Below are 23,983 nucleotides of genomic sequence, written 5' to 3' on the forward strand. Positions count from 1 at the left end.
AAAATTATTTCGTACTATATGTAGGTAAAACTATTGAGTTTTTTAGATAAAGATAGTTAACTAGAGAGGAACCATTTAGAGGAGGAACCGATATGCTGGCCACTGAGCTGATTACCAGAACCCGTTTTCTGACGGATGATTTCTTGCAACAATATCCAGATTTTCCTGAACATATGAGTCCGCTTGGGCAGTTTGTTTATTACCGTACTTATTCTCGCTTTATACCGGAAAAAGGAAGACGGGAAACCTGGAAGGAAACCTGCCGTCGCTCGGTGGATTACAATATCAAGCTCGCCTATCAACATCTGAACAAAATCGGCTTGCGCCCAGATTCGCGCCTGATGGAAAAAGAAGCGGAAGGCTTGTTTGACAACATGTTCAACCTTCGCCAGTTTCTTTCCGGTCGTACACTGTGGGTTGGAGGCGCAGAGAATGGCGTGGCAGACCTGTATCCACTAGCCAACTTCAACTGCTCCTTCCTGAACATCAAGTCCTGGGATGACCTCGGAGACTTGTTCTATCTGCTGCTGGTAGGCACTGGAGTAGGCTTCAAGTGCACGAAGGAGATGGCAGAGGGACTGACGCCGATCCGCACAAATGTGTCTCTCTTGTCTTCTGAGTACAAGCCTCTGCCGAAGCACCAACGTCTGGAGCGCTCTGAGCTGAACGTACTGGAAAACGGCTTTGCCAAAATTTATGTGGGTGACAGCAAAGAAGGCTGGGTAGAATCGCTTCGCTTGTACCTGCAAATCTTGACTGACAAGACCTATGAGCATATTCATACCGTGAAAATCTCCTACAACAGCGTCCGTCCAAAAGGAGAGCGTCTGCAGCGCTTTGGCGGGACCGCGAGTGGACATGAGCCGCTTCGCGAAATGTTTGAGGGCATCGATAAAGTTCTGAAAAACCAGATCGATCAACATCTGGCACCGATCGGCAGCGATGAAAAGGGCTACGGCAAAATTCGCCCGATCCACATCCTGGACATCGGCAATCTGATTGGAGCAAACGTTGTGGTTGGCGGAGTGCGCCGTACAGCGGAGATCTTCCTGTTTGACCATGACGATTATGAGTGCATGATGGCGAAATACGGGATCAACGGCTTCTGGACAGAAGATCAGCTGGCACACCATCGCCGGGTGGGGGAACTGCTGGGCGAGCACAAGCCTGTATGGTTTGACAGCATCCAGAAAGTTGGGGACGGTCGTCATGGACTGGACCATCGCCGTATGTCGAACAACTCGATCGCTTTCACCAAGCAACCGACCCGCGAGTTTTTGCATCTCGTATTCACCCTGATGCAGCTGGAAGGAGAGCCTGGCTTCGTCAATCTGGAAGAAGCCAATCGCCGCCGTCCTAACGCAGAAGGCCTGAACCCTTGCGCGGAAATTTTGCTGGATTCGTATGGTGTCTGCAACCTGACCACCGTCAATCTGGCTGAGTTCGTGAAGACCAGCCCGGATGGCTCCAAATATTTGGATCTGGACGGCCTTTTGGAGGCTCAACGCAAATCGGCGCGTGCCGGACTGCGCATGACACTGGTGACACTGGAGCTGCCGCACTGGGATACGGTACAGCAGCGTGACCGCTTGCTCGGTACCTCGCTGACTGGTGTAAAAGACGCCCTGGCTTCCTTGGGCTATACCGAAGAGCAAGAGCTGGAGCTGCTCCGCCTCTTGGGAGACGCTGCACGTGATGAAGCCAACCGTTATGCATATGAGCTGCGCGTGAACTCGCCACTGCTGGTAACGACAGTAAAGCCAGAGGGTACGCTTTCGCAGGTAGCAGGCGGCGTCTCCAGCGGTCTGCACTGGTCTCACTCGCCTTACTACATCCGCCGCATCCGTATCAATGCGGAAGATCCGCTGGCAAAAGCCGTGCAAGCGCTTGGCTGGACAGTGAATCCAGAGGTTGGTACGCCGGGTGACACGCATGAAGAGCGCATGGCAAATGCCCGCACGCTGGTTATCGACTTCCCGGTTGCTTCCGGTGCGAAGGAAACGAAGAACGAAGTGAGCGCAAAACGCCAGTTCGATACCTACTTCCGTTTCCAAAAGGAATACACCGAGCACAATTCTTCCAACACCATCACGGTTCGCAAAGAAGAGTGGAGCGAAGTGGAAGAGATCGTTTACGGCAACTGGGACAACTTCGTGGGGGTTTCCTTCTTGCAGCTGGATGGAGGAAACTACCAGCTCGCTCCTTACGAGGAGTGCACACAGGCTGAATACGAGGCTTTGAAGCAAACGATGAAGCCGTTTGACCCAGCGATTTTGCAGCAATTCGAAACCGGTGGAGATGCCGACCTGTCGACTGCTGAATCTTGCGAGGGTGGCGCTTGCCCTATTCGTTAAACTGCTAGCTATATGAGGAAAAGGAAAACAGGGAAGGACTAGATTTTGGTCCGTCCCTGTTTTTTTCGTATGCTCCCGATGATATACAGAAGGAGTGGGTAGAGGATGCCCAGCAGCAAGCTGTAAGGAATCCAGGTGTCCATATCCCACCTCTGCATGTAAGCGTTGTTGGGATACACAATCAGCGCCCCTGTGGCGATCAGCACACCTGTGGGCAAGATGATCGAGCGGTAGGATCGCAGCTTGAGCAGCTGGGCCAAACCTGTGATAGCAGAGAAGCAGTACATCGTCAGCTTCACGAAGATCGTGAGAAACCAGATAATGGCAACGATAGCTTCCATTCGTTGAAAAAAGTCACCGATATTGATTTGGCGCCCGAGAATGAAGCTAGGGTAGTTGTACAAAACGGTAATATTCGGATTAAGTACGAGAACACTCAGCAGGATGATCAACACAAGCATGAATCCACCGATCAGGTTGCTTAGGATAAATCCCCTTTTGAAGGTAGACGTGTCGTTTATGCAAATCGGGAAAAACATCAACAGGGCAGGTGCTGTCAAATAGGTGATACTGATGAACCAGAGAACACCTTTTACTAAATCTTTGGGGCTTGCCTCCAAAACAGGCTGGATGTTGGTGATTTCCGCCTTAGGCAGGATGAATAGCACGAGAAAGAAGAACAAAAAGAGAAACCAGGGGAATAAGATTTCAGCGGCACGGGCAAAAGGTTCGATCCCCAAGCGCAGGGATACAACAGGAATAATCAAGAACAAGAGAATCAGAAACTGGATAGGGGTATTCGGAAAAAATTGCGTAGCAAGAAAGTTGCCAATGTAATAGAGAACCTGCGAGCAAAAGAGGAGCATCGTCAGGACAACCAGAAGCGATACAAGCTTTCCCAGCCATTTTCCTAATATGAGCTCGTGGATCTCTAGCAAATTGTGTCCCGGGTAAAGCATTCCGATGGAGGCGTACAGCCAGCCAATGCCCAAACCGACCAGGACACCGAAGGAAGCGCTGATCCAGGCGTCCTGTCCCGCAGCCTGTGCCAACGTGGAGGGAGCCACGAGAATCGTCGTTCCGATCGTGAACATGATGATGATGATCATCATTTGACGGACCGTGATCTTGACAGTAGTCGGCAAACGGACTTCCTCCTAGTGTAGTAGTGGGGAAAAAGCATCGCTCAGTGGGCGAAAGAGGGCGGCGATCCAATCACCAGGATTCGGGATAGGGGCATTGAGCACTTTGGCGCAGGCGAGGCTGATACCGAAAATAAGCAGGACGGAAAAGACGATCAAATCTTTGCGGTAGCCAGGACGTCTGAGGGAGGGCACTTCCAGACAAGCAAGGAAGACGCCGACCAACAAAATCCCAAAAACTCCCCACATGAGCCCACCCCGCCTTCTTTTGGGAAATAGCAGTCATACGTACCAGTATGGACGAAACGGCAAAATGGACATACGTAGTGAGTCAAAAGAACCGCTTGTCTATGGTACAATAAGGGGGAAGAGAAGGGGGCGATTGAAAGTGAATCCCGTAGTTCATTCCCATCGCTTGCGTGTCCGCTACGGCGAAACGGATCGAATGGGTGTGGTTTACCATACGAATTATTTAAACTGGTTTGAGGTCGGACGTACCGAATTCATTCGCCATGCGGACGTGACCTACCGTGAGCTGGAGGAGAAAGGCATCCTATTGCCGCTGACCGACGCTGACATCTCCTATAAAAGACCGGCAAAGTATGACGATGAGGTCGAAGTGCGCACGCATGTGTCTGAGATCAGTCCGGTTCGCCTTACTTTTTCCTATGAGATCGTGAGGGTGGATGATTTGGAAGTACTGGTGACAGGCAGGACCCTGCATGTCTTTACGAATGCTGAGTTTAAGCCGATTCGATTGTCGCGTACGGAGCCAGATTTATACGAATGGCTCGCGAATCAGCATGCTGGTGTGACTGTCGGGTAGGCTGCGCGCTATCCAGACTGTCCAAGCTATTCAGCAGAAAGGGGTGGTGGGCATCATGTTCCGTATTCTTGTGGTTCTGTTCATTGTGATTCCGGCAATCGAGCTGTGGGGGCTGATTTCCATAGGGAATGTGATTGGCGGCTGGAACACCGTCGCTCTGGTGATCCTGACCGGCGTCGTCGGGGCATGGCTCGCCAAGCAGCAGGGGATTGCGGTCATTCGCACTCTCCAGTTTGAGCTTTCGCGGGGGCAGATGCCCACGGAGACGCTCCTGGATGGCGCTCTTGTGCTGACAGGCGGTATCCTGTTGATATCACCTGGGTTCTTTTCTGACGTTGTGGGAGTGATCCTGCTGCTCCCGTACACGCGTCTGATAATCCGGCACTTCTTGAAAAAATGGCTGTGGTCCATGATTTCCACTGGGAAAATCCAGCTTTTGTTTCGCAGATAAAGATAGGAAGTGAGAAAACCGCTCGCAGGCGTCATGCCCGGAGCGGTTTTTCGTTGCTTATGTATGCTTGCCCTTGATGTATCCCCATACGTCCGAAAAGACATTCGCTTTGACCAAGGCGTTGATCATCACGAGCGCGACGGGTCCGATGATAAGTCCCAAAAATCCGAAGAGCTGCAGACCGACAAACAGGGCAACCAGCGTCAGCAGCGGATCGAGACCCACATTTTCAGCAACGACTTTCGGCTCGATGATTTGGCGGAAGATCAGGACGACGGCGTACAGGATCGACAGACCGATCACGAGTGTGTAGTTGCCTTTGAAGAACAGGTAAATAATCCATGGAACGAAAACCGTCCCGGTACCCAGATAAGGCAGCAAATCCACGAGCCCGGTAATCAGTCCGATCGTAATGGCGTATTCCACACGCATGATTAAGAGCCCGATGATAACGATGGCGGCTGTCAGGGAGATGAGTGTCAGCTGTGCCTTCAAAAAGCCGACCAACGCATTGCGTAAATCTCGAAAGATTTGATCGATCCGGCTGTTGAATCCTTTCGGCAAAATGCGGCGAAAGCGTGCTTCCCACAAATGAAAGTCTTTGGAGATAAAGAAGGCACCCATCAGGGAAATGACGGATACGGTTGCCATGTTCGGCAAGGAAACGAGGAAATTTTTAAGACCATTCAGGAACGTCACAATCAGATCTTGCCCGGTGTGTGTGATTGTCGAGATCCCGCTGCCGATCGTAGCATCCACTTTTAACTTGAAGTCAGGATCAAGCTGCGTGTAGATCCATTGGATTTGATTGTATAGCCCCATGAGAAACTCCTGGGAAATCGTTCGCTGCAGATAATCAGACAGCTCAGCCGCAAAACCAGGAAGACGTTTCGCAAGCTCACCAATTTCTACGACTGTCTCTGTCACGACCAGAGTAACCACACCTACGGCCAGAAGCATGAGGAGCAGAAGCGAGATCGTCACGGACAGCCAACGAGGGATTTTGAACTTCCTCGTCATGAACGTAACAGGCCGGTTGATCAGGAGCGCAATGACTAAAGCAATTAGAAATGGGTAAAGTAAGGGTGTTGCAAACTGGAAGACCCAGATTACCAGATAGACAAGCACGCAAACCCATAAAAACCGAATGATTTGGAACAATCTCTCCACCCAGTTTTGCTGATTCAAAGTGTTCTCCTTTCTGACCCATTCGTGAGGGCGAATACTTATGTAACTATTATGCAATATGCTGATAGGTCGAGCAAGTTAACGAAAAAACAAAACCGGGTTTCACCCTTTGAAACATTTTTTCGCCAACCTTATTCACAAAACTGCAATAATCTTTTATAATTGGGTCGACTTGAGTGGATTCTTTTCTCTCTCCATGCACGGACTTCTGACTGCGTGGATGACATTCTATACAAGAGTGGTGGATGAAAGAAACCGCTGCCTGCAAAATTCATATAGCTTTACGTCACTGCGTGTTCCAGTCAGCGGGACAAGCGACGACTGGTCAGGCATTATTACTTAAGTGGAAAAGGAGAGGGAGTTCTATGACAGCAACCCGTGGACTGGAAGGCATCGTTGCAGCCGAATCATCAATCTGTTCGATCGTAGATGGAGTTCTCTGCTACGGCGGGATCAACATCGATGAGCTAGCAGAACATGCAACTTTTGAAGAGGTTGTATACTTACTCTGGCATGGAGCGTTACCGAAGCGTGATCAGCTGGAAACTTTGAAAAAGCAATTGGGCGAGTCTGCCGCAGTACCTGCGGAAGTGATCGAGAGCATCCGCAACTACCCAGAAGGCATTCACCCAATGGCTGCTTTGCGCACAGCTGTCTCTTCGCTAGCGCTCTACGATACAGAAGCGCAGGACATGTCTACTGAAGCCAACTACAGAAAAGCAATCCGCTTGATGGCTCAAACTCCTACCCTGATCGCAGCCTATGCACGCCTGCGCAATGGCCTTGAGCCAGTTGCTCCAAAAGTTGAGTACACCATCGCGCAAAACTTCCTGTACATGCTCAAAGGGGAAGAGCCTACAGAAACAGCTGTAAAAGCGCTGGATGTAGCTTTGATCCTGCATGCTGACCATGAGCTGAACGCATCCACTTTCGCAGCGCGTGTAACCGTTGCCACTCTGACGGATATCTACTCCGGCATCGTGTCTGCAATCGGCACACTGAAAGGCCCTCTGCACGGTGGTGCGAATGAAGCAGTAGCAAAAATGCTGACAGAAATCGGCAGCATGGACAAAGTAGAAGGCTATGTACGCAGCAAGCTGGACAACAAAGAAAAAATCATGGGCTTCGGACACCGTGTATACAAAGACGGTGACCCACGTGCGAAGTGGCTGAAACAAATGTCCAAAGCACTGACTACCCAAATCGGACGTCCTGAGCTGTATGAGATGTCTGTAAAAATCGACGATATGGTAACTGGCGAAAAAGGCCTGAAGCCAAACGTAGATTTCTACTCCGCATCTGTTTACATTTCTCTGGGTCTGGAAATCGATCTGTTCACACCGATCTTTGCAATCAGCCGTATGTCCGGTTGGACTGCACACATCATGGAGCAGTATGAAAACAACCGTTTGATTCGCCCACGCGCGGATTACACGGGTCCTGTGAATCAGCACTATGTGCCGATCGACCGCCGCTAAACCCATCATTTAGCGCAGCTTACATTCATTGCTTTTCCGAGCGTGAGGAACAGGGATCTGTCCTGTTCCTGCTGGAGAACTACCACCAATCGTGGTAGTTCTCCCTACGTCTGGAAATATTCCTATTACAACTATTTCAACTCTGGAGGGGTTCCTGTGTTTAAAAACCTGACGCAACCAACTGCCGGCGAAAAAATCACTGTTGATAACGGCAAACTGGTAGTACCTAACAATCCAATCATTCCTTTCATCGAAGGCGATGGTACCGGTCCTGACATCTGGAATGCTTCTGTACGCGTTCTGGATGCAGCTGTAGAAAAAGCATACAAAGGCGAAAAGAAAATCGCTTGGTTCGAAGTATTCGCTGGTGAAAAATCCTTCAACCAATACAACGAATGGCTGCCAGAAGATACCCTCACAGCTGTTCGTGAATACCTGATCGCAATCAAAGGTCCTTTGACGACTCCAGTTGGCGGCGGTATCCGCTCCATCAACGTAGCGCTGCGTCAAGAGCTGGATCTGTATGCTTGCGTACGTCCTGTTCAATACTTCGATGGCGTTCCATCTCCTGTAAAACACCCGGAACTGACTGACATGGTCATCTTCCGCGAGAATACCGAAGACATCTACGCTGGCGTAGAGTGGGCTGAAGGTACTCCAGAAGTGAAAAAAGTGATCGAGTTCCTGCAAAAAGAAATGGGCGTGAAGAAAATCCGCTTCCCAGAAACTTCTGGTATCGGTATCAAGCCTGTTTCCAAAGACGGTACAGAGCGTCTGGTTCGTGCAGCGATCAACTACGCAATCGACAACAAACGCAAATCCGTTACCCTGGTACACAAAGGTAACATCATGAAGTTCACCGAAGGCGCGTTCAAAAGCTGGGGTTATGCAGTGGCTGAAGCAGAATTCGGCGACAAAGTGTTCACTTGGGCACAATACGATCGCATCAAAGCTGAAGGCGGCGACGCTGACAAAGCACAAAAAGAAGCAGAAGCAGCTGGCAAAATCATCGTAAAAGACGTGATTGCTGACGCGTTCCTGCAACAAATCCTGACTCGTCCAGCTGAGTACGATGTAGTAGCTACCCTGAACCTGAACGGTGACTACGTATCTGACGCTCTGGCTGCTCAAGTAGGCGGTATCGGTATCGCTCCAGGTGCTAACATCAACTACCTGACTGGTCATGCGATCTTCGAAGCAACGCATGGTACAGCTCCTAAATACGCTGGATTGGACAAAGTAAACCCATCCTCCGTGATCCTGTCCGGAGAAATGATGCTCCGTCACCTGGGTTGGAACGAAGCAGCTGACCTGCTCATCAACTCCATGGAAAAAACCATCTCTGCGAAAACTGTAACCTATGATTTCGCACGTCTGATGGATGGCGCAACTGAGCTGAAATGCTCCGAGTTTGCTGACGCTTTGATCAAAAACATGTAAGATAGAAGTTGTACTTGATTGGATAAGAAACCACACATTTGGAGGGGATTATTCATGGCTTTCCAACGCAAAAAAATTGCGGTGATTGGTAGCGGCTTTACAGGTGCAACTACAGCATTCATCCTGGCTCAAAAAGAACTGGGTGACGTCGTTCTGGTTGACATTCCTCAATTGGAAAACCCGACAAAGGGTAAAGCACTGGACATGATGGAATCTGCTCCGGTACTCGGCTTTGATGCAACCATTACAGGTACGGCTGACTATGCAGACATCAAGGATGCTGATCTGGTTATCATCACAGCTGGGATCGCACGCAAGCCTGGTATGTCCCGCGATGATCTCGTAAACACAAACGCTGGCATCATGAAATCCGTAGCGGAGCAGGTAAAAACGCATGCTCCTGCCTCCATTGTTATCGTTCTATCCAATCCGGTCGACGCGATGACCTACACATTCTACACCACGTCCGGCTTCCCGAAAGAGCGCGTCATTGGTCAATCCGGCGTACTCGATACCGCTCGCTTCCGTACCTTTGTGGCGATGGAACTGAACGTATCCGTAGAAGACGTGACGGGCTTTGTATTGGGTGGTCACGGCGACGACATGGTTCCGCTGGTACGCTACTCCTACGCGGGTGGTATTCCACTGGAAACCTTGATTCCGAAAGATCGTCTGGATGCAATCGTACAGCGTACACGCACTGGCGGGGGCGAAATCGTCAACCTGCTGGGCAACGGTTCGGCGTACTACGCTCCAGCCGCTTCCCTGGTTCAAATGGCGGAAGCAATCTTGAAGGACAAGAAGCGCATTCTGCCTTCCATCGCACTGCTGCAAGGCGAATACGGCTACCAAGATCTGTACCTGGGCGTACCGACTCTGCTCGGTGCAAAAGGTATCGAGAAAATCTTTGAGCTGGAACTCACTGCTGAGGAGAAAGTAGCTCTCGATAAGTCTGCTGACTCCGTACGCAACGTACTGGCTGTTTTGAAATAAGGATCACAAACGCTATACAAAAGGCGCCTTTCATCTGGAAGGCGTCTTTTTATACAGGAAAGAGTATATAAAAATTTGTAGCCAAGGCTCCGCCATAAATCTTGGCGGAGCCAAGTTTTCTAATACGCCCGGAGGAATAATAAACTACAATGACGTGAAAATCTGAACAGGGAGAGGGGATTGCCTGTCATGAGAGTCCACATCAAACGCGTACCCGATGGGAAAATAACCCTGCAGGAGACGTCAAAGATAGCCATCATCACCATCAATCGACCGGCTGCTCGCAATGCGCTGACCGCAAATATGTGGGGGGAGCTGGCTCGGCTGGGGCGACTGGCGGGCCAATCGTCAAAAGCAAAAGTGATCCTGCTGCGCGGCACACCGGGCCAATTTACGGCGGGGGCAGATATCAAAGAGTTTTGTGAGATGTCGATTGAAGAGGCAGAGCAGACCTTTCAACAGATGGAAGAAGCCATCCGTGTTTTTGAAAATGTGCCCATGCCGGTCGTGGCAGTGGTGGATGGCCCAGCGATGGGGGCAGGCTTTATCCTCTCACTGGCTTGTGACATGCGCGTAGGGACGGCGAATGCCAAAATGGGCATACCGGTAGGCAAGCTGGGTATAACCATTGGCCCGTCCTTTCTGCGGAGAATCATCAGGCTGATTGGACCCAGCCGCGCTACTGAACTGATCTATACAGGAAAGGTAATAGAGGCACAGGAAGCGTTGCGAATCGGTCTGCTGAACCAGCTGCTCCCTTCTGAGGACTTGGACAAAGCAGTATTAAGCCTCGCGGGTACGATCATGGAGCAGTCCGGCGCCGTTCTGCGAGCGGTCAAGAAAGCGGCTCAGCTGAGCCAGTGGAAGCAGGAGGAGCCATGGAGCTTTGTGGATCCCGTCGATTTTCCAGAGGGCTGTCTTGCATTTGCCGAAAAGCGAAAGCCCCGTTTTTCGACATAACGTAAATGGATTGTTAAGGTGCCTTTACAAAAAAATAACTTGTCTTTCGTAACCCCGATTTGGCAGACTGAGAAGGTAGAGAGAAGAAAAACGATATCATACGCTTCCGCAATGCCAGCACCAAGGTACCACTCTAGGGGGAATTTTACATGATTAAAGTATTAGTAGTGGATGACGAAGCTTCCATCGTGAAGCTGTTGCAATTCAACTTGGAGAAGTCCGGATTTCAGGTGGTAACCGCTTTTGACGGAAAACAGGCTTTGGACATGGTGAAAAGCGAGCAGCCTGACTTCATTATTCTTGATTTGATGCTGCCCAAAATGGATGGCATGGACGTGTGCAAAACCTTGCGCCAAGATCGGGTAAACACGCCGATCTTGATGCTGACAGCGAAAGATGATGAGCTGGACAAAATTTTGGGACTCGAGCTGGGGGCAGATGATTACCTGACAAAGCCTTTCAGTCCGCGTGAGGTCGTTGCACGGGTGAAGGCGATTCTCCGTCGGATTCAGGCGACTCCCGAAGTGTCCGTTACCCAAGAAGATATCGTCCTGCAGTTCGGGGATATTCGCATCTATCCGGAAAAATACGAAGTGTTTCGCAAAGACGACAAAGTCGAGCTGACGCCAAAGGAATTTGAGCTCCTTCATTATTTGGCCAGCCACCATGGACGTGTATTGACCCGGGATCAGCTGCTCAATGCCGTCTGGAACTACGACTTTATCGGCGACTCCCGTATTGTAGACGTGCACGTCAGCCATTTGCGTGAAAAGCTGGAGGACGACACGAAGAATCCGCGCTACATCAAAACAGTTCGGGGACTGGGCTATAAATTGGAAGGGTAACGGGAGGCAATACTTTTGACTCGTTTTCGAATCAAACTAACCTTGACCATACTCGGCTTGATATCGCTGGTCCTGCTGCTGATGGGGATGTATTTTGCGAAGGTTTTGGAGAACTCTTACCTGCAATCCTTAAATGAGCTGCTGTCACGGGAGTCAAAGCTGATCGCCCAGGCGGTTCAATTTCCAGATGTTCTTTCTGACAAAGCGACACTGGAGGAGCGCATTCTGCAGGTGGCCCCTACCGATGAAGTGAGGCTTACACTGATCGACACCAAGGGAAATGTGCTGTACGACAATTCCACTTATGCCGAGGAGATGGAAAATCATCATGACAGGCCAGAGTTTCTCGCTGCCTTAAAGGGTGAGACGGGCATTTCGCGACGTTACAGTGAAACACTTGGTCACGACATGATGTATGTAGCTGTTCCCATTATCCAAGACACGCAGATCGTGGGTGCGGTTCGCTCCGCCATGTCCATGAAGGATATTACGGATACCATCCACAACATGTGGTACAGCTTGCTTACAGGGCTTTTGGTTACGCTTGTGGTGGGATCGATTGTCGTTTCTCGCATTTCTTTTTCTATTATTCGACCGATTGAGGAAATTACCCGGGTAGCCCGCAATATTACGCAGCGTCAATACGAGAGCCGCGTCAGAATCAAGGCAAAGGATGAGATTGGTCAGTTAGCCGGTGCCATCAATTTCATGGCCTCCAGTCTGGAACAGCAGATGTACGAGATTTCGGAAAATCAGCAGCGTCTGTCTGGGGTACTGACGAACATGACGAGCGGGGTTATCTTCATTTCCGAACAGCGGCGGATCATGCTGGTCAATCCGGCCGTAGAGAGGCTGCTCGGGACGGCGGGTCACGAAATCGTGGGTAAGCTGCACATCGAGGCTGGTAAAAGCTTTGGGCTTAGCAAATATATCGACCGCTGTCTGGACAACAGCGAAAAGTTCCGAGAAGAAGTACACATTTACTACCCGCAGGAGCGTGTGCTGGATGTCAACTTCGCCCCCTACATCAACTTCAAAGGGGAAGCGCGAGGAGTAGTCGTGGTGCTCCATGACATTACAGAAATTCGCCGGCTGGAGAAAATGCGCAGTGACTTCGTCGCCAATGTTTCCCATGAGCTGCGCACGCCCATTACCTCCATCAAAGGCTTTACGGAGACTCTCCTCGAGGGAGCGATGCAGGATGAAGAGACCTGCCGCAACTTCCTGCAGATTATTTCCGATGAAAGTGAACGGCTCTACCGGATGATCCGGGATATTTTGGATCTGTCCAAGATTGAGCAAAAACGTTTGCCGCTGCAAATGAATCAGGTTCATCTGCAGGAGCTCATCACGTCAGCTGTCGCGATCATGAATGATCAGGCACAGCGTAAGCAGCTGTCGATCGCATTGCCGAATCAGACGCCTGAGATTTTGCTCATGACCGATCGGGATTGTCTGCAGCAGATCGTACTCAACCTGCTTTCGAATGCGGTCGCCTACACCCCCGAGGGAGGGGCCATCACCATCCATACGGAACAAAATGCACAGCGAGTCTTGATCGAGGTATCCGATACGGGCATCGGGATTCCAGAAAAGGACATTCCACGTATTTTTGAACGGTTTTATCGGGTAGACAAAGCGCGCAGCCGCGACTCTGGAGGAACAGGGCTGGGTCTTGCGATCGTCAAACACCTCGTAGAGAATTTGCATGGGCAGATCAGTGTGCAAAGCAGGGAAGGGCAGGGAACGACATTTACGGTCACACTGCCGTTTTTGTAAAACCTTTACACAAAGATCATATTGCCTTCACCGACTCTATACAATCCCCTTGTACTATTTGTCGTGACAGATAAAAACACATGCGAAATGGATGTGCGATAAGCAAATAAAGGGGGACGAGGATATGTCACGACATGCTTTTGAAGAGCAGCAAGACGTCCTGCACCGCAAGCTGATGACGATGGGAACGCTGGTAGAAGAAGCGATTCATAAATCGATCAAAAGCCTGGTCGAACGGGATGTACAATTGGCCGAACAGGTCATTGGCAACGACCACGTGATCAACGAGCTGGAGCAGGAAATCCAAAGCGAATGCTTTCGGCTGATCGCTCTGCAGCAGCCGGTGGGGAGCGATTTGCGCCGTTTGGGGACGATGCTCAAGCTGGTGACGGATCTGGAGCGGATGGGCGATCACGCAGTTTCGATCTCCAAGACGACACGACGACTCATGGCAGAGCCGTACGTCAAGCCGCTCATCGATATTCCATTGATGGCGGATCACGTCAAAGCGATGGTACGTGATTGCTTGAATGCGTATATCGCACGCAACAAAGACGCGGCAGAAGAAATCGCAGCACGCGATGATATCGTCGACAAGTTGTTTTCGACGATCTTCCGCGACCTGATGGAAGTCATGACCAAAAATGGTACGGCGATCTCCCAAGGGACACATCTGCTTCTGGTTGCCCAATATTTGGAGCGGATTGCCGATCACGTGACGAATATATGCGAGTGGATTATTTACATGTCCACGGGCAAAATGACGGATTTGAACAAATAAACAATAAAGAGAGTCATGGATGAAACAAGTCGTTGCGAGCCTCGCTTGCATCGGCTTTTTTGTTTGCGCAACGAAGGCTCCTCCAAAAGGCTTGCCTGAGCCAAGTTTTCTAACGTTGACGGAAGGAGGCAGATGCCTAATGGTGTCTTGATGCATACAATACAGGGATTTCACTTGCATCAGGAAGTACAGGAGGGAATGGCTTTGACAAAGAGAGAGCGACATATTTATGCTGCAGGAAACACAGCGCGAGGGTACCGGACGTTTTACGATTCGGTATTGGAGGGCATCGGACGGATTTACTACCTGTCTGGGGTCGTTGAGGGCATTACGTCTCCCATCATCGAGAGCATCGGCAAAGAGATGGGCAGAAAAATAGAGCAGGTGGAGTGGATTCATTCCCCTTTTGAAAATGGAAAATACGATGGCGTCATCTTGCACGACTGGAAGGTCGCCATCATGGATAGCAGCTATCCGAGGCTATATCGGCCGCAGGCGCCGGGAGTCATTGAGATTCATGTAAACCTGCAGACCGCATTGAACGTGGACCTGCTGACTCCCTACGCGGTTCAGATCGCAGGGTGGTTCGATGGCATCGACAAAAAAAGCCAGGAGGCGTATGCGGCCTATGGGGAGGCGCTGCGAATCCACGACGAATGGGAGGCTCCCTACATTGAAAACCTGGATCGCGGAAAAGCCGATCAGGTTACGGAGGAACTGAAGGGCTTGCTTTTTACCGGAGAGCCTCTGAACAAGACCGCCCATGTCAGACGAATGTATCTGGGTGCAGCCACGCCGCAGGGACCAGTCGATCACATCATGAAGCTGACAGATCATCTGGATAAACGATACTTCATTAAAGGCCGCCCCGGCTCAGGAAAATCAACCATGCTGAAAAAGCTGGTCGCTGAAGCGCAGAAGCAAGGCCTGGACGTAGAAGTGTACCACTGTGGTCTGGATCCGCACAGCTTGGACATGGTGATTTTGCCGGAAAAGAGCGTGGCGCTCTTCGACAGTACGGCCCCACATGAATACTTCCCGAGCAAGCCATCCGATGAAGTTGTAGACATGTACGAGCGAGCGATTACCCCCGGAATAGACGAGAAGTACGCAGATGAACTGTTCGACATCAAAGCCCGGTACACGCAAAAAATGAAAGAAGGGACAGCTGCACTTGCTGTGGCGAAGGAGCTGCGCGATCAATTGAACGCCATCTACATCGAAGCAACCGATCAGCAACGGCTAAAAGCAGTAGCCCAGGCCATCATGAGTCGACTGGCGAGAATGTGAGTCTTTGACGAGCAGTGAGCCCCCCAACCAAATAATCGCATGAAACCCGAAAGGCTGCTCATACTACACATAGGAGGTGAGCAGCCGGATGGGTTATGCTTGGACTCTGGCTTTGCTGATGCTGGTCAATCCCCTCGATCCCATTCCTTTTTTGCAAGTAGAGATGGAAGGGGAGACGGTCGCGATGCTGGATCGATCCGACTACACCGTGCCATGGGAGGGCGTGTCTACCGTTGATGAAAATCATCTGAGGATGACGATCGAACGGTTGGGAAAGAAAGTGTACGTCGAGCCAATCAATGCGACGATCAACGAAAGTGGCGCTGTCGTTCCGGACAAAAAGGGACGAAAGCTGAATGAGACGGACTTTCTACAGCAATTCTATGAATATTATTACGGAACAGGCTCAGGAACGCTCAAAGCTACCTACCAGGAGATTTACCCCAAGGTAGATCAAGCCCTGATGACACAGGTGCGCAAAAAAGTGATTGGACAGTATACGACCTACTTTAATTCGGGCAACCGAAACCGTTCACATAATATCGCGCTAGCCTCACAGGCAATCAACAACACGGTGGTCTTGCCTGGCGAGATCTTTTCCTTTAACAAGGTGGTCGGCAAGCGTACGAAAGCAAAAGGCTATCTCCAAGCCCCTGTCATCGTCAGGGGAGAGCTGTCGGAAGGAATCGGTGGAGGCATCTGCCAGGTTTCCTCCACGCTTTTTAATGCGGTGGACAAGGCTGGCTTGCAAATCGTCCAGCGCTATTCCCATAGCCGGCACGTCGCTTATGTGCGGCCAGGACGGGATGCTACCGTTAGCTGGTATGGTCCTGATTTCGTCTTTCAAAACAAATACGCCTATCCCGTCTTAATCCGGGCGAAGGCGTATGGCGGGAGTATGTATGTCTCTGTGCATTCCTTTCCAGAGATCGAGTACGAACCGCGTCACGTACCGAGTGTAAGCCGCAAGACTCCGGAGGAAGGACCGGCAGCACCACCACTGCAGACCCCACCCATCATGAATGAACCGACAGCACCTGAGTAAGGTGCTGTTTTTGCGTTTTCATTGCACTTTCCCCTCCATAAGGCTAAAAGCGTTTCCAATGGAGCAAGGACGCGACTTTTGGCGGAAGAGCGAAGTGAGATTTTATTACTTAGATAAAATTTAAACAAAAGAAATAGTTGCCACGGAACCAAAAAAGTCGTATAGTGTTTCGTGTGATAAAATTTCGTGTACGAAACATTATGTAGGAAAGGAGTGCATCATGAATAGACCATTGCATATCCGGGACTTGCTGAAACGTTTAAATAAAACTTTCGGCACAATGGCGACGAAAGAGCTGTGCAAATACGGGCTAACTGTACCACAACTCGTTGTTATTCGGCAAATCTCGATAGAACCAAGAACAATCGGGCAGATCAGTAAAGCCGTTGACCTTTCGTATAGCACTGTTTCTGGAATCATTGATCGCCTAGAGAGAGAGCAATTGGTGGAACGGGTCCGGGATGAGAATGACCGCAGGGTTGTCTGGATTCGGAAAACGGAGAAGATAACAGAACTGTTCGAAAAGGTTGATCTTTTATCCGGTGAAATTTACAAGCAGCATTTTAACAGCTTTTCCGATGAAGAACTCAATAACATTATTAACTCTTTAGAAGCGTTGGTTACCAAACTAGAAGAGATAGAAAGCTGAGGAGAAACCATGAAGCGAAAACTGGTATTGTATGTCATTTTGCTCCTGATCGTGGTGGGTGGTGGCGGCATCGGTTACTACTACTGGTATCAAGGCGCACATTATGTGACCACACAAGACGCTCGTATTACAGGAGATATTTATCGTGTCATGCCAAAAATGACAGGCAAGCTGACCGGACTCGCTGTAAAAGAAGGCGATACTGTAGTAGCCGATCAAATCGTCGGCCAACAAGATACTACGAACATTGCAACGAACCTGTTGGAAAACAGCGTGCTGCGTGCGCCTATTACAGGAACAGTGATTAAGACACAAGCAAAAGAGGGTGAGGTTGTATCCACAGGTACTTCCGTTGCTCTCGTTATCGATGAGAACAAATTGTACATCTCCGCAAACCTGGAAGAAACTGAGATCGCGCGTTTGAAATTGGGCCAAAAGGTTGACTTTACCGTCGATGCTTACCCAGGAAAGCAACTGAGTGGACATCTGATGGAAATCGGGAAAGCGACTAACTCTACTTTCTCCTTGTTGCCTGCGACCAATACAAGCGGTAACTTCACGAAAGTCACCCAGCGTATCCCAATCAAGATTGCCATTGATGACACTGCTGGCTTGCATCTGGCAGCAGGTCTGAACGTCGAGATCAAAGTGCATGTGAAGGAGATGTAAGGATATGAAAAACAAGCATTGGAAAACAATCGGCGCCGTGCTGACAGCCGTTTCGCTGATCACAGCTGGCTGTAGCGAGGCTTCATCTGGAACGACAGATGAAAGTGTGCGGGTCGTAAAAACATGGAAAGTCACCTCTACCCAAACTGGTGTCATTGCCAGCGGTAAAATCACAGCTGCAGAAGAAATCCAAGTGGTTTCCAAGGTTTCCGGTAAAGCAGCAGCAGTCAATGCAAATGAAGGCTCCGTGGTCAAACAAGGGGACGTCCTGGTGACCTTGGAAGCATCGGAATATCAGCAGCAAATCGTTCAAGCGCAAGCAGCGATTGCCGGAGCGCAAGCAAAACTGCGCGATACCAAAGCAGGTGCCCGCAACGAGCAGCTGCAGCAGCTCGCAAGTACTGTCGAGCAAGCAAAAGCGAGCTTGAAGGTAGCAGAGAGCACGTACAACCGTATGAAAGCTCTTTTTGACTCCGGCGCATTGTCGGCGGCCGAACTGGAGAAAACAACACTGGATTTGGAGAAAGCACGCACCACGCTGGACCAAATGCAAGCACAGTACGATCTGGCGAAAGCAGGCCCTACCTCTGATACCGTTGCAGCCCTGCAAGCAGAAGTTAGCCGTTTGAACTCCAGCCTGGAGCTGGCAAAAACCAACTATGACAACACGATCGTCCGTGCACCTATTACAGGTATCGTAGCAAAACGCAACGTGGATCCAGGCGAGATGGCCGCAGCAGGCTCTCCTCTTCTGGTATTGGTGAAAATGGATGAGGTTAAAGTAGAAGCAAGCGTTCCACAAGAACAGATCAACAACGTAAAAGTAGGCTCGACTGTCGATGTAAAAGTCAGCAGCTTGGGTGGCAAAGTGTTGAAAGGAAACGTGGAATTCGTGTCTCCGATCTCTGATGCCAACAGCAGCTCCTTCCCTGTAAAAGTACGCGTGCCAAACCAAGACGGTCAGCTGCGTGCTGGTATGGTCGCAGAAGTCATGCTGCAAGGTCAGGCTGAGCAAGGAACAAAAGTACCTTCGACAGCTGTCCTGCAAAAAGACGGCAAGCAATACATCTACACCGTGGATAAGGATGTAGTTCACCAAGTAGAAGTAACGGTGAGCGGTACAAATGGCGATTGGGCAACCGTTGCGGCAGGTGTGAATGACAACGATCAAGTGGTGCTGAATCCGACCGACAAATTGGCTGAGGGCACTAAGGTGATCGCAAACTAACGGGGGTGAGGACATGGCGGAAGCGGTGGCACAGAAAGAGGAAAAAGGCGGAAGCGGCGGAATGTGGTTGTCCCTTCTCGCTATCCTCTCCGGAACCTTCGTCGCGATCCTGAACAACAGTCTGATTAACGTTGCTCTCCCTACCATGGTGAACATCTTCGGTTCGACGACCGAAACCATGCAGTGGGTACTCACGGGATACATGCTGGCGAACGCTGTCATGATCCCGATGAGTGGCTCTTTGTCCGCGAAGTTTGGAGCAAAAAGGGTCTTCGTTTTATCACTTACGTTCTTTACTATCTCATCGGTGCTCTGTGCACTGGCATGGAGCGACTCTTCGCTGATTGCGTTTCGTGTAATCCAGGGTGTCAGCGGCGGTATGATCATGCCGCTGGGGATGTCCATGATCTACATGATCGTACCACGCGAAAAGATCGGGATGGCTTTAGGGATTTTCGGGATTGCCTCGATGACAGCGCCTGCTCTCGGGCCGACGCTGGGTGGTTACTTGATTGAGTTTTTAAGCTGGCAGTTTTTGTTTTTGGTAGGTGTGCCGTTCGGGATTTTTGCGGTCATTATGAGTAGTGTCTTGTTGAAAGAAACGCCTAAGAAACCGGATCTCAAGTTTGACTATCTGGGTGCCTTTTTGGCCATTCTCGGCTTCGGGACCTTGCTGCTCGCGTTCAGTAAAGGGCAAGCGGAAGGATGGACGTCGTTTTTCATCGTGGGTCTGTTCTTCGTTGCGATTATGAGTCTGGCTTTGTTCATTTGGGTAGAGCTGGGGAAAGAGCAGCCACTGCTTGATCTGCGGCTCCTCAAGATTCCGGTGTTTACGATCAGTATCTTGACTTCCGGTTTCGTTATGATGGGGATGATGGGCGGGGTCTTCCTGATGCCGATCTTTCTGCAAAACGTTCAGGGAATGACGGCAATGGAGTCAGGGATCCTGCTGATGCCTCAGTCGATTGCGATGGCAGTCATGATGCCGATCAGTGGGAAGCTGATGGACAAATACGGAGTAGGCCCAATCGGTCTCGTCGGTTTGTCGATCATGACGGTAACGACATTCGAGCTTCACAAGCTGGCATCGGACAGTATGCATGAATGGATGAACATGATTTTGACCATTCGTGGTCTGGGGATCGGCTTGTGTATGATGACCTTGTCGACGGTCGGGATGAACGCAGTACCACGTACCCGCGTCGGTGATGCGTCTCCACTTTCCAACGTACTCAGACAGGTTATGAGCTCCTTTGCCATTGCGATTCTGACCGTGATCATGCAGGCGCGTCAAACGTTCCACATGGCGTCGATCTCTGACAACATGAACACAGACGTTGCGACGCAGCTGATCGGGGGTCTCTCAGGGCTGTATACGCAGGTCGGTGTAGACGCAGCCAGTGCCCAAGGGGGAGCCAGTACGATTCTCTACGGGATGATGGCCAAAGAAGCCTTGGTAGAGGGAATCGGGGATACCTTCCTCGTCTCCACCATCCCCATCGCGCTCTCTATCTTCCTGTTGTACTTCTTGCACAAGAAGCCAGAGAAGAAGAGCCCAGAAGCGCCCAAACAAGAAAAACCTGCTGCCTAAAAAAGCTGCGGATAAGATCAGCCTGTTGAGGATGCTCAGCAGGCTGATTTTTTGTTTGTGTGAATCATATTAGAGCAATATCAATGAAGTGGGCTGTGAGATTGATTGATGGTTAATGTGAGGGCTTTTGGCTTTGGTCCTTTCTTGAGACAGTGCAGCAGCTCCAGCGCTTCTTCTTGGACACGCTTTACATGAACCGAACAACAGGCTAGCTGGCCGAGGAAAAGAGGGAAAAAAGCGAAGGCATTAGGGACACAGCCGAGGCGCAATGAAAAAAGCGGAACCTGCCGTTAGCGTCCACCTCTGAACAAGCATCCGTGACATACCACTTTGGACGCGGGGTTCTGCTTTTGCAATGAAGCCGTACAGGGATGACCCCAGCGCAAGTGGCCCCTACTAACAGAACGTTTTCCCTCTTTTCCTCCCCTCCACTACAGCCACTGAGACAACCAGCAAAAAAAGCCTTTCGCGTCCCAAAAAGGAACAAACGAAAGGCTCTTGATTTTTCATTCAAGCATGCTAAGAAGTAATGGCTTTCGCAATCCAGTACACGATTCGCCCAACGATGTAGCCAAGCAGGATCGTCCACCCGATTTTGGACCAGACACTCAGTCCCTTTATCCATTCACGCAAGCTTTTCCGGCGTTGTGGTTGATTGTTCAACAGAGCTCACTCCTTTGGCGGGTTGATTGTAGCGAATGAACAGATAGATACCGGCAATAATGATCAGACCACCGATCCATTGAGGAGGAGTCACGACTTCACCCAAAATAAAGTATGCCAGAATCGCAGTGCCGATTGGTTCTCCCAGGATTCCCATGGAGATCGTAGTGGTGTTCAGCCACTTGATGATCCAGTTGAAAATGGAGTGGCCGAGCAAGGTCGGGAACAGAGCCAGACAGAAGAACCAGCCCCAGTCAGCAGCCGGATATCCAGCCAGTGGATAGCCCAGAACCAAATCGTAAGCAACGAGAATGACGCTGGTCGCTGAATACACGACCAAAGTGTAGGCAAAAGAAGACATGTGCTGGCGGACATACTGACCAACGAGCCAGTAGCCTGTCACGGTTACAGCGCCGAGCAAGGCGAGAAAATCCCCCCACAGGGCCATTCCCCCTACACGAAAATCCCCCCAGCCGATGACGAAGCTGCCCACAATCGCCAACAGCCCGCCCGAGAGCGCGAGCAGCCGGACACGTTCGCCGAAGAAGAAATAACCTCCGATAAAGGCAAACAAGGGCTGGAGCGTAACCAGAACCGTAGAGCTGGCTACCGAGGTGTAATTTAACGATTCAAACCAGAGCAGGAAGTGGCTCGCTAAAAACGCTCCGGACAAAATACAGAGAAGCCATACGTTACGGCTAAGCTTCCCGATTTCCGCCATTGCTCCGCGGTTCCACAGCAGAAAAGGCAGCGTCAGCAAGACGGAGAACACCAGCCGATACGTGGCGATGATCGGAGCAGGGGCATGAGACAGTTTGACAAAAATCGCCGAGGTAGATACAGCGACAACCCCCAAGAATAGAGCGAGATAAGGGGGAAATACTGGTTTTTCCGAGGATGGTTCCATTAGTGCACCTTCTTATATGAGGAGAATCACGATGTTTTCTATTGTAACGTCAGGCTGAAAAATTCACAATGTTATGCTTACCCAGCTGGCTGAAAGGTTTACTTTTAAACGGGAAATCCTACAAGCATGAAAAAAAGCATCCTGATATTCGCAGCCCTGATTTTGGTTACCGCCTGTTTTCCCGTTCGCAGCAATGCCATTCCACTAACACCCATTCAGGTGTTGATCGATGTAGGTCATGGAGGTGTGGATTCTGGCACGTCATTTGGAGACTTGCATGAAAAGGACATCAATTTGGCAATTGCCAAGCAGCTGTATCAAGAGCTGACGAACGCAGGGTATCGCGTGGCGTTGAACCGTCAGGAAGACGTAGCGCTTAGTGATGACAATCGTTGGCTGAATTCGCGCTCCCGACATCTTCGTGATCTTGCGCAGCGCAAAAACCTGGCGAAAGAGCTCGTTCCGCAGATGATGCTCAGCCTGCACGTGAACTGGTCCAAGGACAAGCGGCGCCGAGGCCCGGTCGTTCTGTACCAGAGCAATGAACAAAGCTACATGCTGGCGCAGCTGATTCAGGACTCCTTGAACAAGCTGACAGGTACCCACGAGAAGCCAGTGAAGGGAGGAACGTATTACGTTTTGCGGCACAGCTACTGTCCGACTGTCATCGTAGAGATGGGGTTCATCAGTAATGGCGCTGATCGCGAAATGCTGACCAGCCCCAAAGGGCAAGAAAAAATCGCTCAGGCGATCAAGACAGCCGTGAGCGAATACGCCATTTTAACAGGCAATCTGAGAATGGAGGGGAGGATCGAGGAAAGCTTTTGGAAGGGGCTAATGGAGCGATTGACGAACTAGCTTGGAAATCGTAATAAACTCGGCCTCCTTCTGCAAGCGCGGGATATACTGGCGCAGAACGGAGGCTGTTTTCTTTCCAGGCGGTCCGACATGCCCGATCGCGACGGTCATCGGCATGGTAGTCATCCGTTTGCAGATTTTTTCCATCTGCTGCGTGATGTGAGGGACGGAGTAGACATCATCGAGGAAGATCTGGTTTTCTGCATACGGGACTCCCATTTCTTTGGCCAGCTTGATTGCGACGCTTTTGTCCGTCGTCTTGCTGTCCAGGTAGATGAGACCGCGCTCCTTGATGACACCCATGATGATGCGCATGATGTGCTCATTTGCCGTGATCTTGGAGCCCATATGGTTGTTCATCCCGATCGCATGGGGAACGTCATCGATGGCTTTTTGTACTCTGCTCTTGATCTCTTCATCGGATAGGTCAGCTGTAATGGCGCCTGGGCCTAGCCACGATTTCTTTCCTTTGTTCGGCTCCATCGGCATATGTACGAAAACATCATGTCCCTTTTGATGAGCAAGCTCGGCATCCTGCTTGGTGCTAGGCATGAACGGCATGACTGCTACAGTCAGAGGAACAGGAAGCGCCAGCATCTCTTCTGTCCCCGCCATGTTATTGCCGAAATCATCGATGACAAAGGCGACGACCTTTTTGGATGAGATCGGTTCAGGGGTTTTGGCGGCATACGTCCATGCGTTGGTGCCGAGAAAGAGAAAAATGGCGCTCAAAAGAGAGATGCAAACCCTCCTTTTCATTACATACATGGGATCGCCTTCCTTCTGTTTTTTCATTAGTCTGTTCAAGCTAGGCAACCTTTACCCGAGAACTTCCCTAGGCTTGGC

Annotated in this window: 23 protein-coding genes; 17 read left to right on the top strand and 6 right to left on the bottom strand. The window is 50.5% G+C overall.

The genetic code is table 11. From position 1 onward, the window contains the following. Positions 1-92: 92 nt before the first annotated feature. Positions 93-2,354, top strand: coding sequence for a ribonucleoside-triphosphate reductase, adenosylcobalamin-dependent (gene nrdJ / locus EDM59_RS15060; protein ID WP_122924344.1), 2,262 nt, complete (start codon positions 93-95; stop codon positions 2,352-2,354). 38 nt (positions 2,355-2,392) lie between these two features. On the opposite strand, the gene EDM59_RS15065 is transcribed toward nrdJ, so the two are convergent. Both EDM59_RS15065 and EDM59_RS15070 read right to left on the bottom strand, forming a co-directional pair. Continuing rightward, positions 2,393-3,499, bottom strand: coding sequence for a GerAB/ArcD/ProY family transporter (locus EDM59_RS15065; RefSeq protein WP_122924345.1), 1,107 nt, complete (start codon positions 3,497-3,499; stop codon positions 2,393-2,395). 12 nt (positions 3,500-3,511) lie between these two features. Beyond that, positions 3,512-3,745: a hypothetical protein gene (locus EDM59_RS15070; RefSeq protein ID WP_122924346.1), complete on the bottom strand. Its 234-nt coding sequence runs from the start codon at positions 3,743-3,745 to the stop codon at positions 3,512-3,514. A 139-nt stretch (positions 3,746-3,884) separates the two neighbouring features. Here EDM59_RS15070 and EDM59_RS15075 point away from each other — a divergent pair, with 139 nt between their 5' ends. Both EDM59_RS15075 and EDM59_RS15080 read left to right on the top strand, forming a co-directional pair. Continuing rightward, positions 3,885-4,322, top strand: coding sequence for an acyl-CoA thioesterase (locus EDM59_RS15075; protein WP_122924347.1), 438 nt, complete (start codon positions 3,885-3,887; stop codon positions 4,320-4,322). 55 nt (positions 4,323-4,377) lie between these two features. Continuing rightward, positions 4,378-4,773: an FxsA family protein gene (locus EDM59_RS15080; protein ID WP_122924348.1), complete on the top strand. Its 396-nt coding sequence runs from the start codon at positions 4,378-4,380 to the stop codon at positions 4,771-4,773. A gap of 57 nt (positions 4,774-4,830) precedes the next feature. Here EDM59_RS15080 and ytvI read toward each other — a convergent pair whose 3' ends face one another. After that, complete coding sequence (gene ytvI / locus EDM59_RS15085; RefSeq protein ID WP_092266109.1) at positions 4,831-5,961, bottom strand: sporulation integral membrane protein YtvI; 1,131 nt, start codon at positions 5,959-5,961, stop codon at positions 4,831-4,833. Between the two features lie 365 nt (positions 5,962-6,326). Here ytvI and citZ point away from each other — a divergent pair, with 365 nt between their 5' ends. The 13 genes from citZ to EDM59_RS15150 all read left to right on the top strand — a co-directional run bounded on the left by citZ (position 6,327) and on the right by EDM59_RS15150 (position 20,709). Then, positions 6,327-7,439, top strand: a complete 1,113-nt coding sequence (gene citZ, locus EDM59_RS15090; protein WP_122924349.1) for a citrate synthase — start codon at positions 6,327-6,329, stop codon at positions 7,437-7,439. A gap of 156 nt (positions 7,440-7,595) precedes the next feature. Beyond that, complete coding sequence (gene icd / locus EDM59_RS15095) at positions 7,596-8,879, top strand: NADP-dependent isocitrate dehydrogenase (RefSeq protein ID WP_122924350.1); 1,284 nt, start codon at positions 7,596-7,598, stop codon at positions 8,877-8,879. A 54-nt stretch (positions 8,880-8,933) separates the two neighbouring features. Continuing rightward, a complete protein-coding gene (mdh, locus tag EDM59_RS15100; RefSeq protein WP_122924351.1) occupies positions 8,934-9,872 on the top strand; it encodes a malate dehydrogenase in 939 nt (312 codons plus the stop codon). Between the two features lie 189 nt (positions 9,873-10,061). After that, positions 10,062-10,832 carry an enoyl-CoA hydratase/isomerase family protein gene (locus EDM59_RS15105; protein WP_122924352.1) on the top strand — a complete coding sequence of 257 codons (771 nt, stop codon included), beginning with the start codon at positions 10,062-10,064 and terminating at the stop codon, positions 10,830-10,832. Between the two features lie 149 nt (positions 10,833-10,981). Beyond that, positions 10,982-11,677 (top strand): response regulator transcription factor, encoded by a 696-nt coding sequence (locus EDM59_RS15110; RefSeq protein WP_122924353.1) that lies wholly within the window; start codon positions 10,982-10,984, stop codon positions 11,675-11,677. 15 nt (positions 11,678-11,692) lie between these two features. Next, entirely contained in the window at positions 11,693-13,456 is a 1,764-nt protein-coding gene (pnpS, locus tag EDM59_RS15115) for a two-component system histidine kinase PnpS (protein ID WP_122924354.1), read from the top strand. Positions 13,457-13,580: 124 nt separating this feature from the next. Beyond that, positions 13,581-14,237: a phosphate signaling complex protein PhoU gene (phoU, locus tag EDM59_RS15120; RefSeq protein ID WP_092266102.1), complete on the top strand. Its 657-nt coding sequence runs from the start codon at positions 13,581-13,583 to the stop codon at positions 14,235-14,237. Positions 14,238-14,441: 204 nt separating this feature from the next. Then, positions 14,442-15,527, top strand: coding sequence for a hypothetical protein (locus EDM59_RS15125; protein ID WP_122924854.1), 1,086 nt, complete (start codon positions 14,442-14,444; stop codon positions 15,525-15,527). An 88-nt stretch (positions 15,528-15,615) separates the two neighbouring features. Further along, positions 15,616-16,572, top strand: a complete 957-nt coding sequence (locus tag EDM59_RS15130; protein WP_122924355.1) for a VanW family protein — start codon at positions 15,616-15,618, stop codon at positions 16,570-16,572. Between the two features lie 220 nt (positions 16,573-16,792). Then, on the top strand, positions 16,793-17,221 hold the full coding sequence (locus EDM59_RS15135) for a MarR family winged helix-turn-helix transcriptional regulator (RefSeq protein ID WP_122924356.1): 429 nt from the start codon (positions 16,793-16,795) through the stop codon (positions 17,219-17,221). A gap of 9 nt (positions 17,222-17,230) precedes the next feature. Then, positions 17,231-17,890, top strand: coding sequence for an HlyD family secretion protein (locus EDM59_RS15140; RefSeq protein ID WP_092266099.1), 660 nt, complete (start codon positions 17,231-17,233; stop codon positions 17,888-17,890). A gap of 4 nt (positions 17,891-17,894) precedes the next feature. Continuing rightward, positions 17,895-19,118 (top strand): efflux RND transporter periplasmic adaptor subunit, encoded by a 1,224-nt coding sequence (locus EDM59_RS15145; protein ID WP_122924357.1) that lies wholly within the window; start codon positions 17,895-17,897, stop codon positions 19,116-19,118. A 13-nt stretch (positions 19,119-19,131) separates the two neighbouring features. Continuing rightward, the gene (locus tag EDM59_RS15150) at positions 19,132-20,709 is read left to right on the top strand and encodes a DHA2 family efflux MFS transporter permease subunit (protein ID WP_122924358.1); all 1,578 of its coding nucleotides are present in this window, start codon (positions 19,132-19,134) and stop codon (positions 20,707-20,709) included. Between the two features lie 519 nt (positions 20,710-21,228). Here EDM59_RS15150 and EDM59_RS31065 read toward each other — a convergent pair. Both EDM59_RS31065 and EDM59_RS15155 read right to left on the bottom strand, forming a co-directional pair. Next, a complete protein-coding gene (locus EDM59_RS31065) occupies positions 21,229-21,372 on the bottom strand; it encodes a hypothetical protein (RefSeq protein WP_170184525.1) in 144 nt (47 codons plus the stop codon). After that, positions 21,335-22,279, bottom strand: a complete 945-nt coding sequence (locus tag EDM59_RS15155) for a DMT family transporter (RefSeq protein ID WP_122924359.1) — start codon at positions 22,277-22,279, stop codon at positions 21,335-21,337. The genes EDM59_RS31065 and EDM59_RS15155 overlap by 38 nt, the downstream gene beginning before the upstream one ends. 126 nt (positions 22,280-22,405) lie before the next feature. Here EDM59_RS15155 and EDM59_RS15160 point away from each other — a divergent pair, with 126 nt between their 5' ends. Then, a complete protein-coding gene (locus EDM59_RS15160; protein ID WP_122924360.1) occupies positions 22,406-23,137 on the top strand; it encodes an N-acetylmuramoyl-L-alanine amidase family protein in 732 nt (243 codons plus the stop codon). Here the strand turns inward: EDM59_RS15160 and EDM59_RS15165 are convergent. Then, entirely contained in the window at positions 23,114-23,896 is a 783-nt protein-coding gene (locus tag EDM59_RS15165) for a divergent polysaccharide deacetylase family protein (RefSeq protein ID WP_122924855.1), read from the bottom strand. The genes EDM59_RS15160 and EDM59_RS15165 overlap by 24 nt on opposite strands. Positions 23,897-23,983: the final 87 nt, after the last annotated feature.

The sequence above is a fragment of the Brevibacillus nitrificans genome (assembly GCF_003710965.1).
In the GTDB taxonomy this organism is placed as follows: Bacteria; Bacillota; Bacilli; order Brevibacillales; family Brevibacillaceae; genus Brevibacillus; species Brevibacillus centrosporus.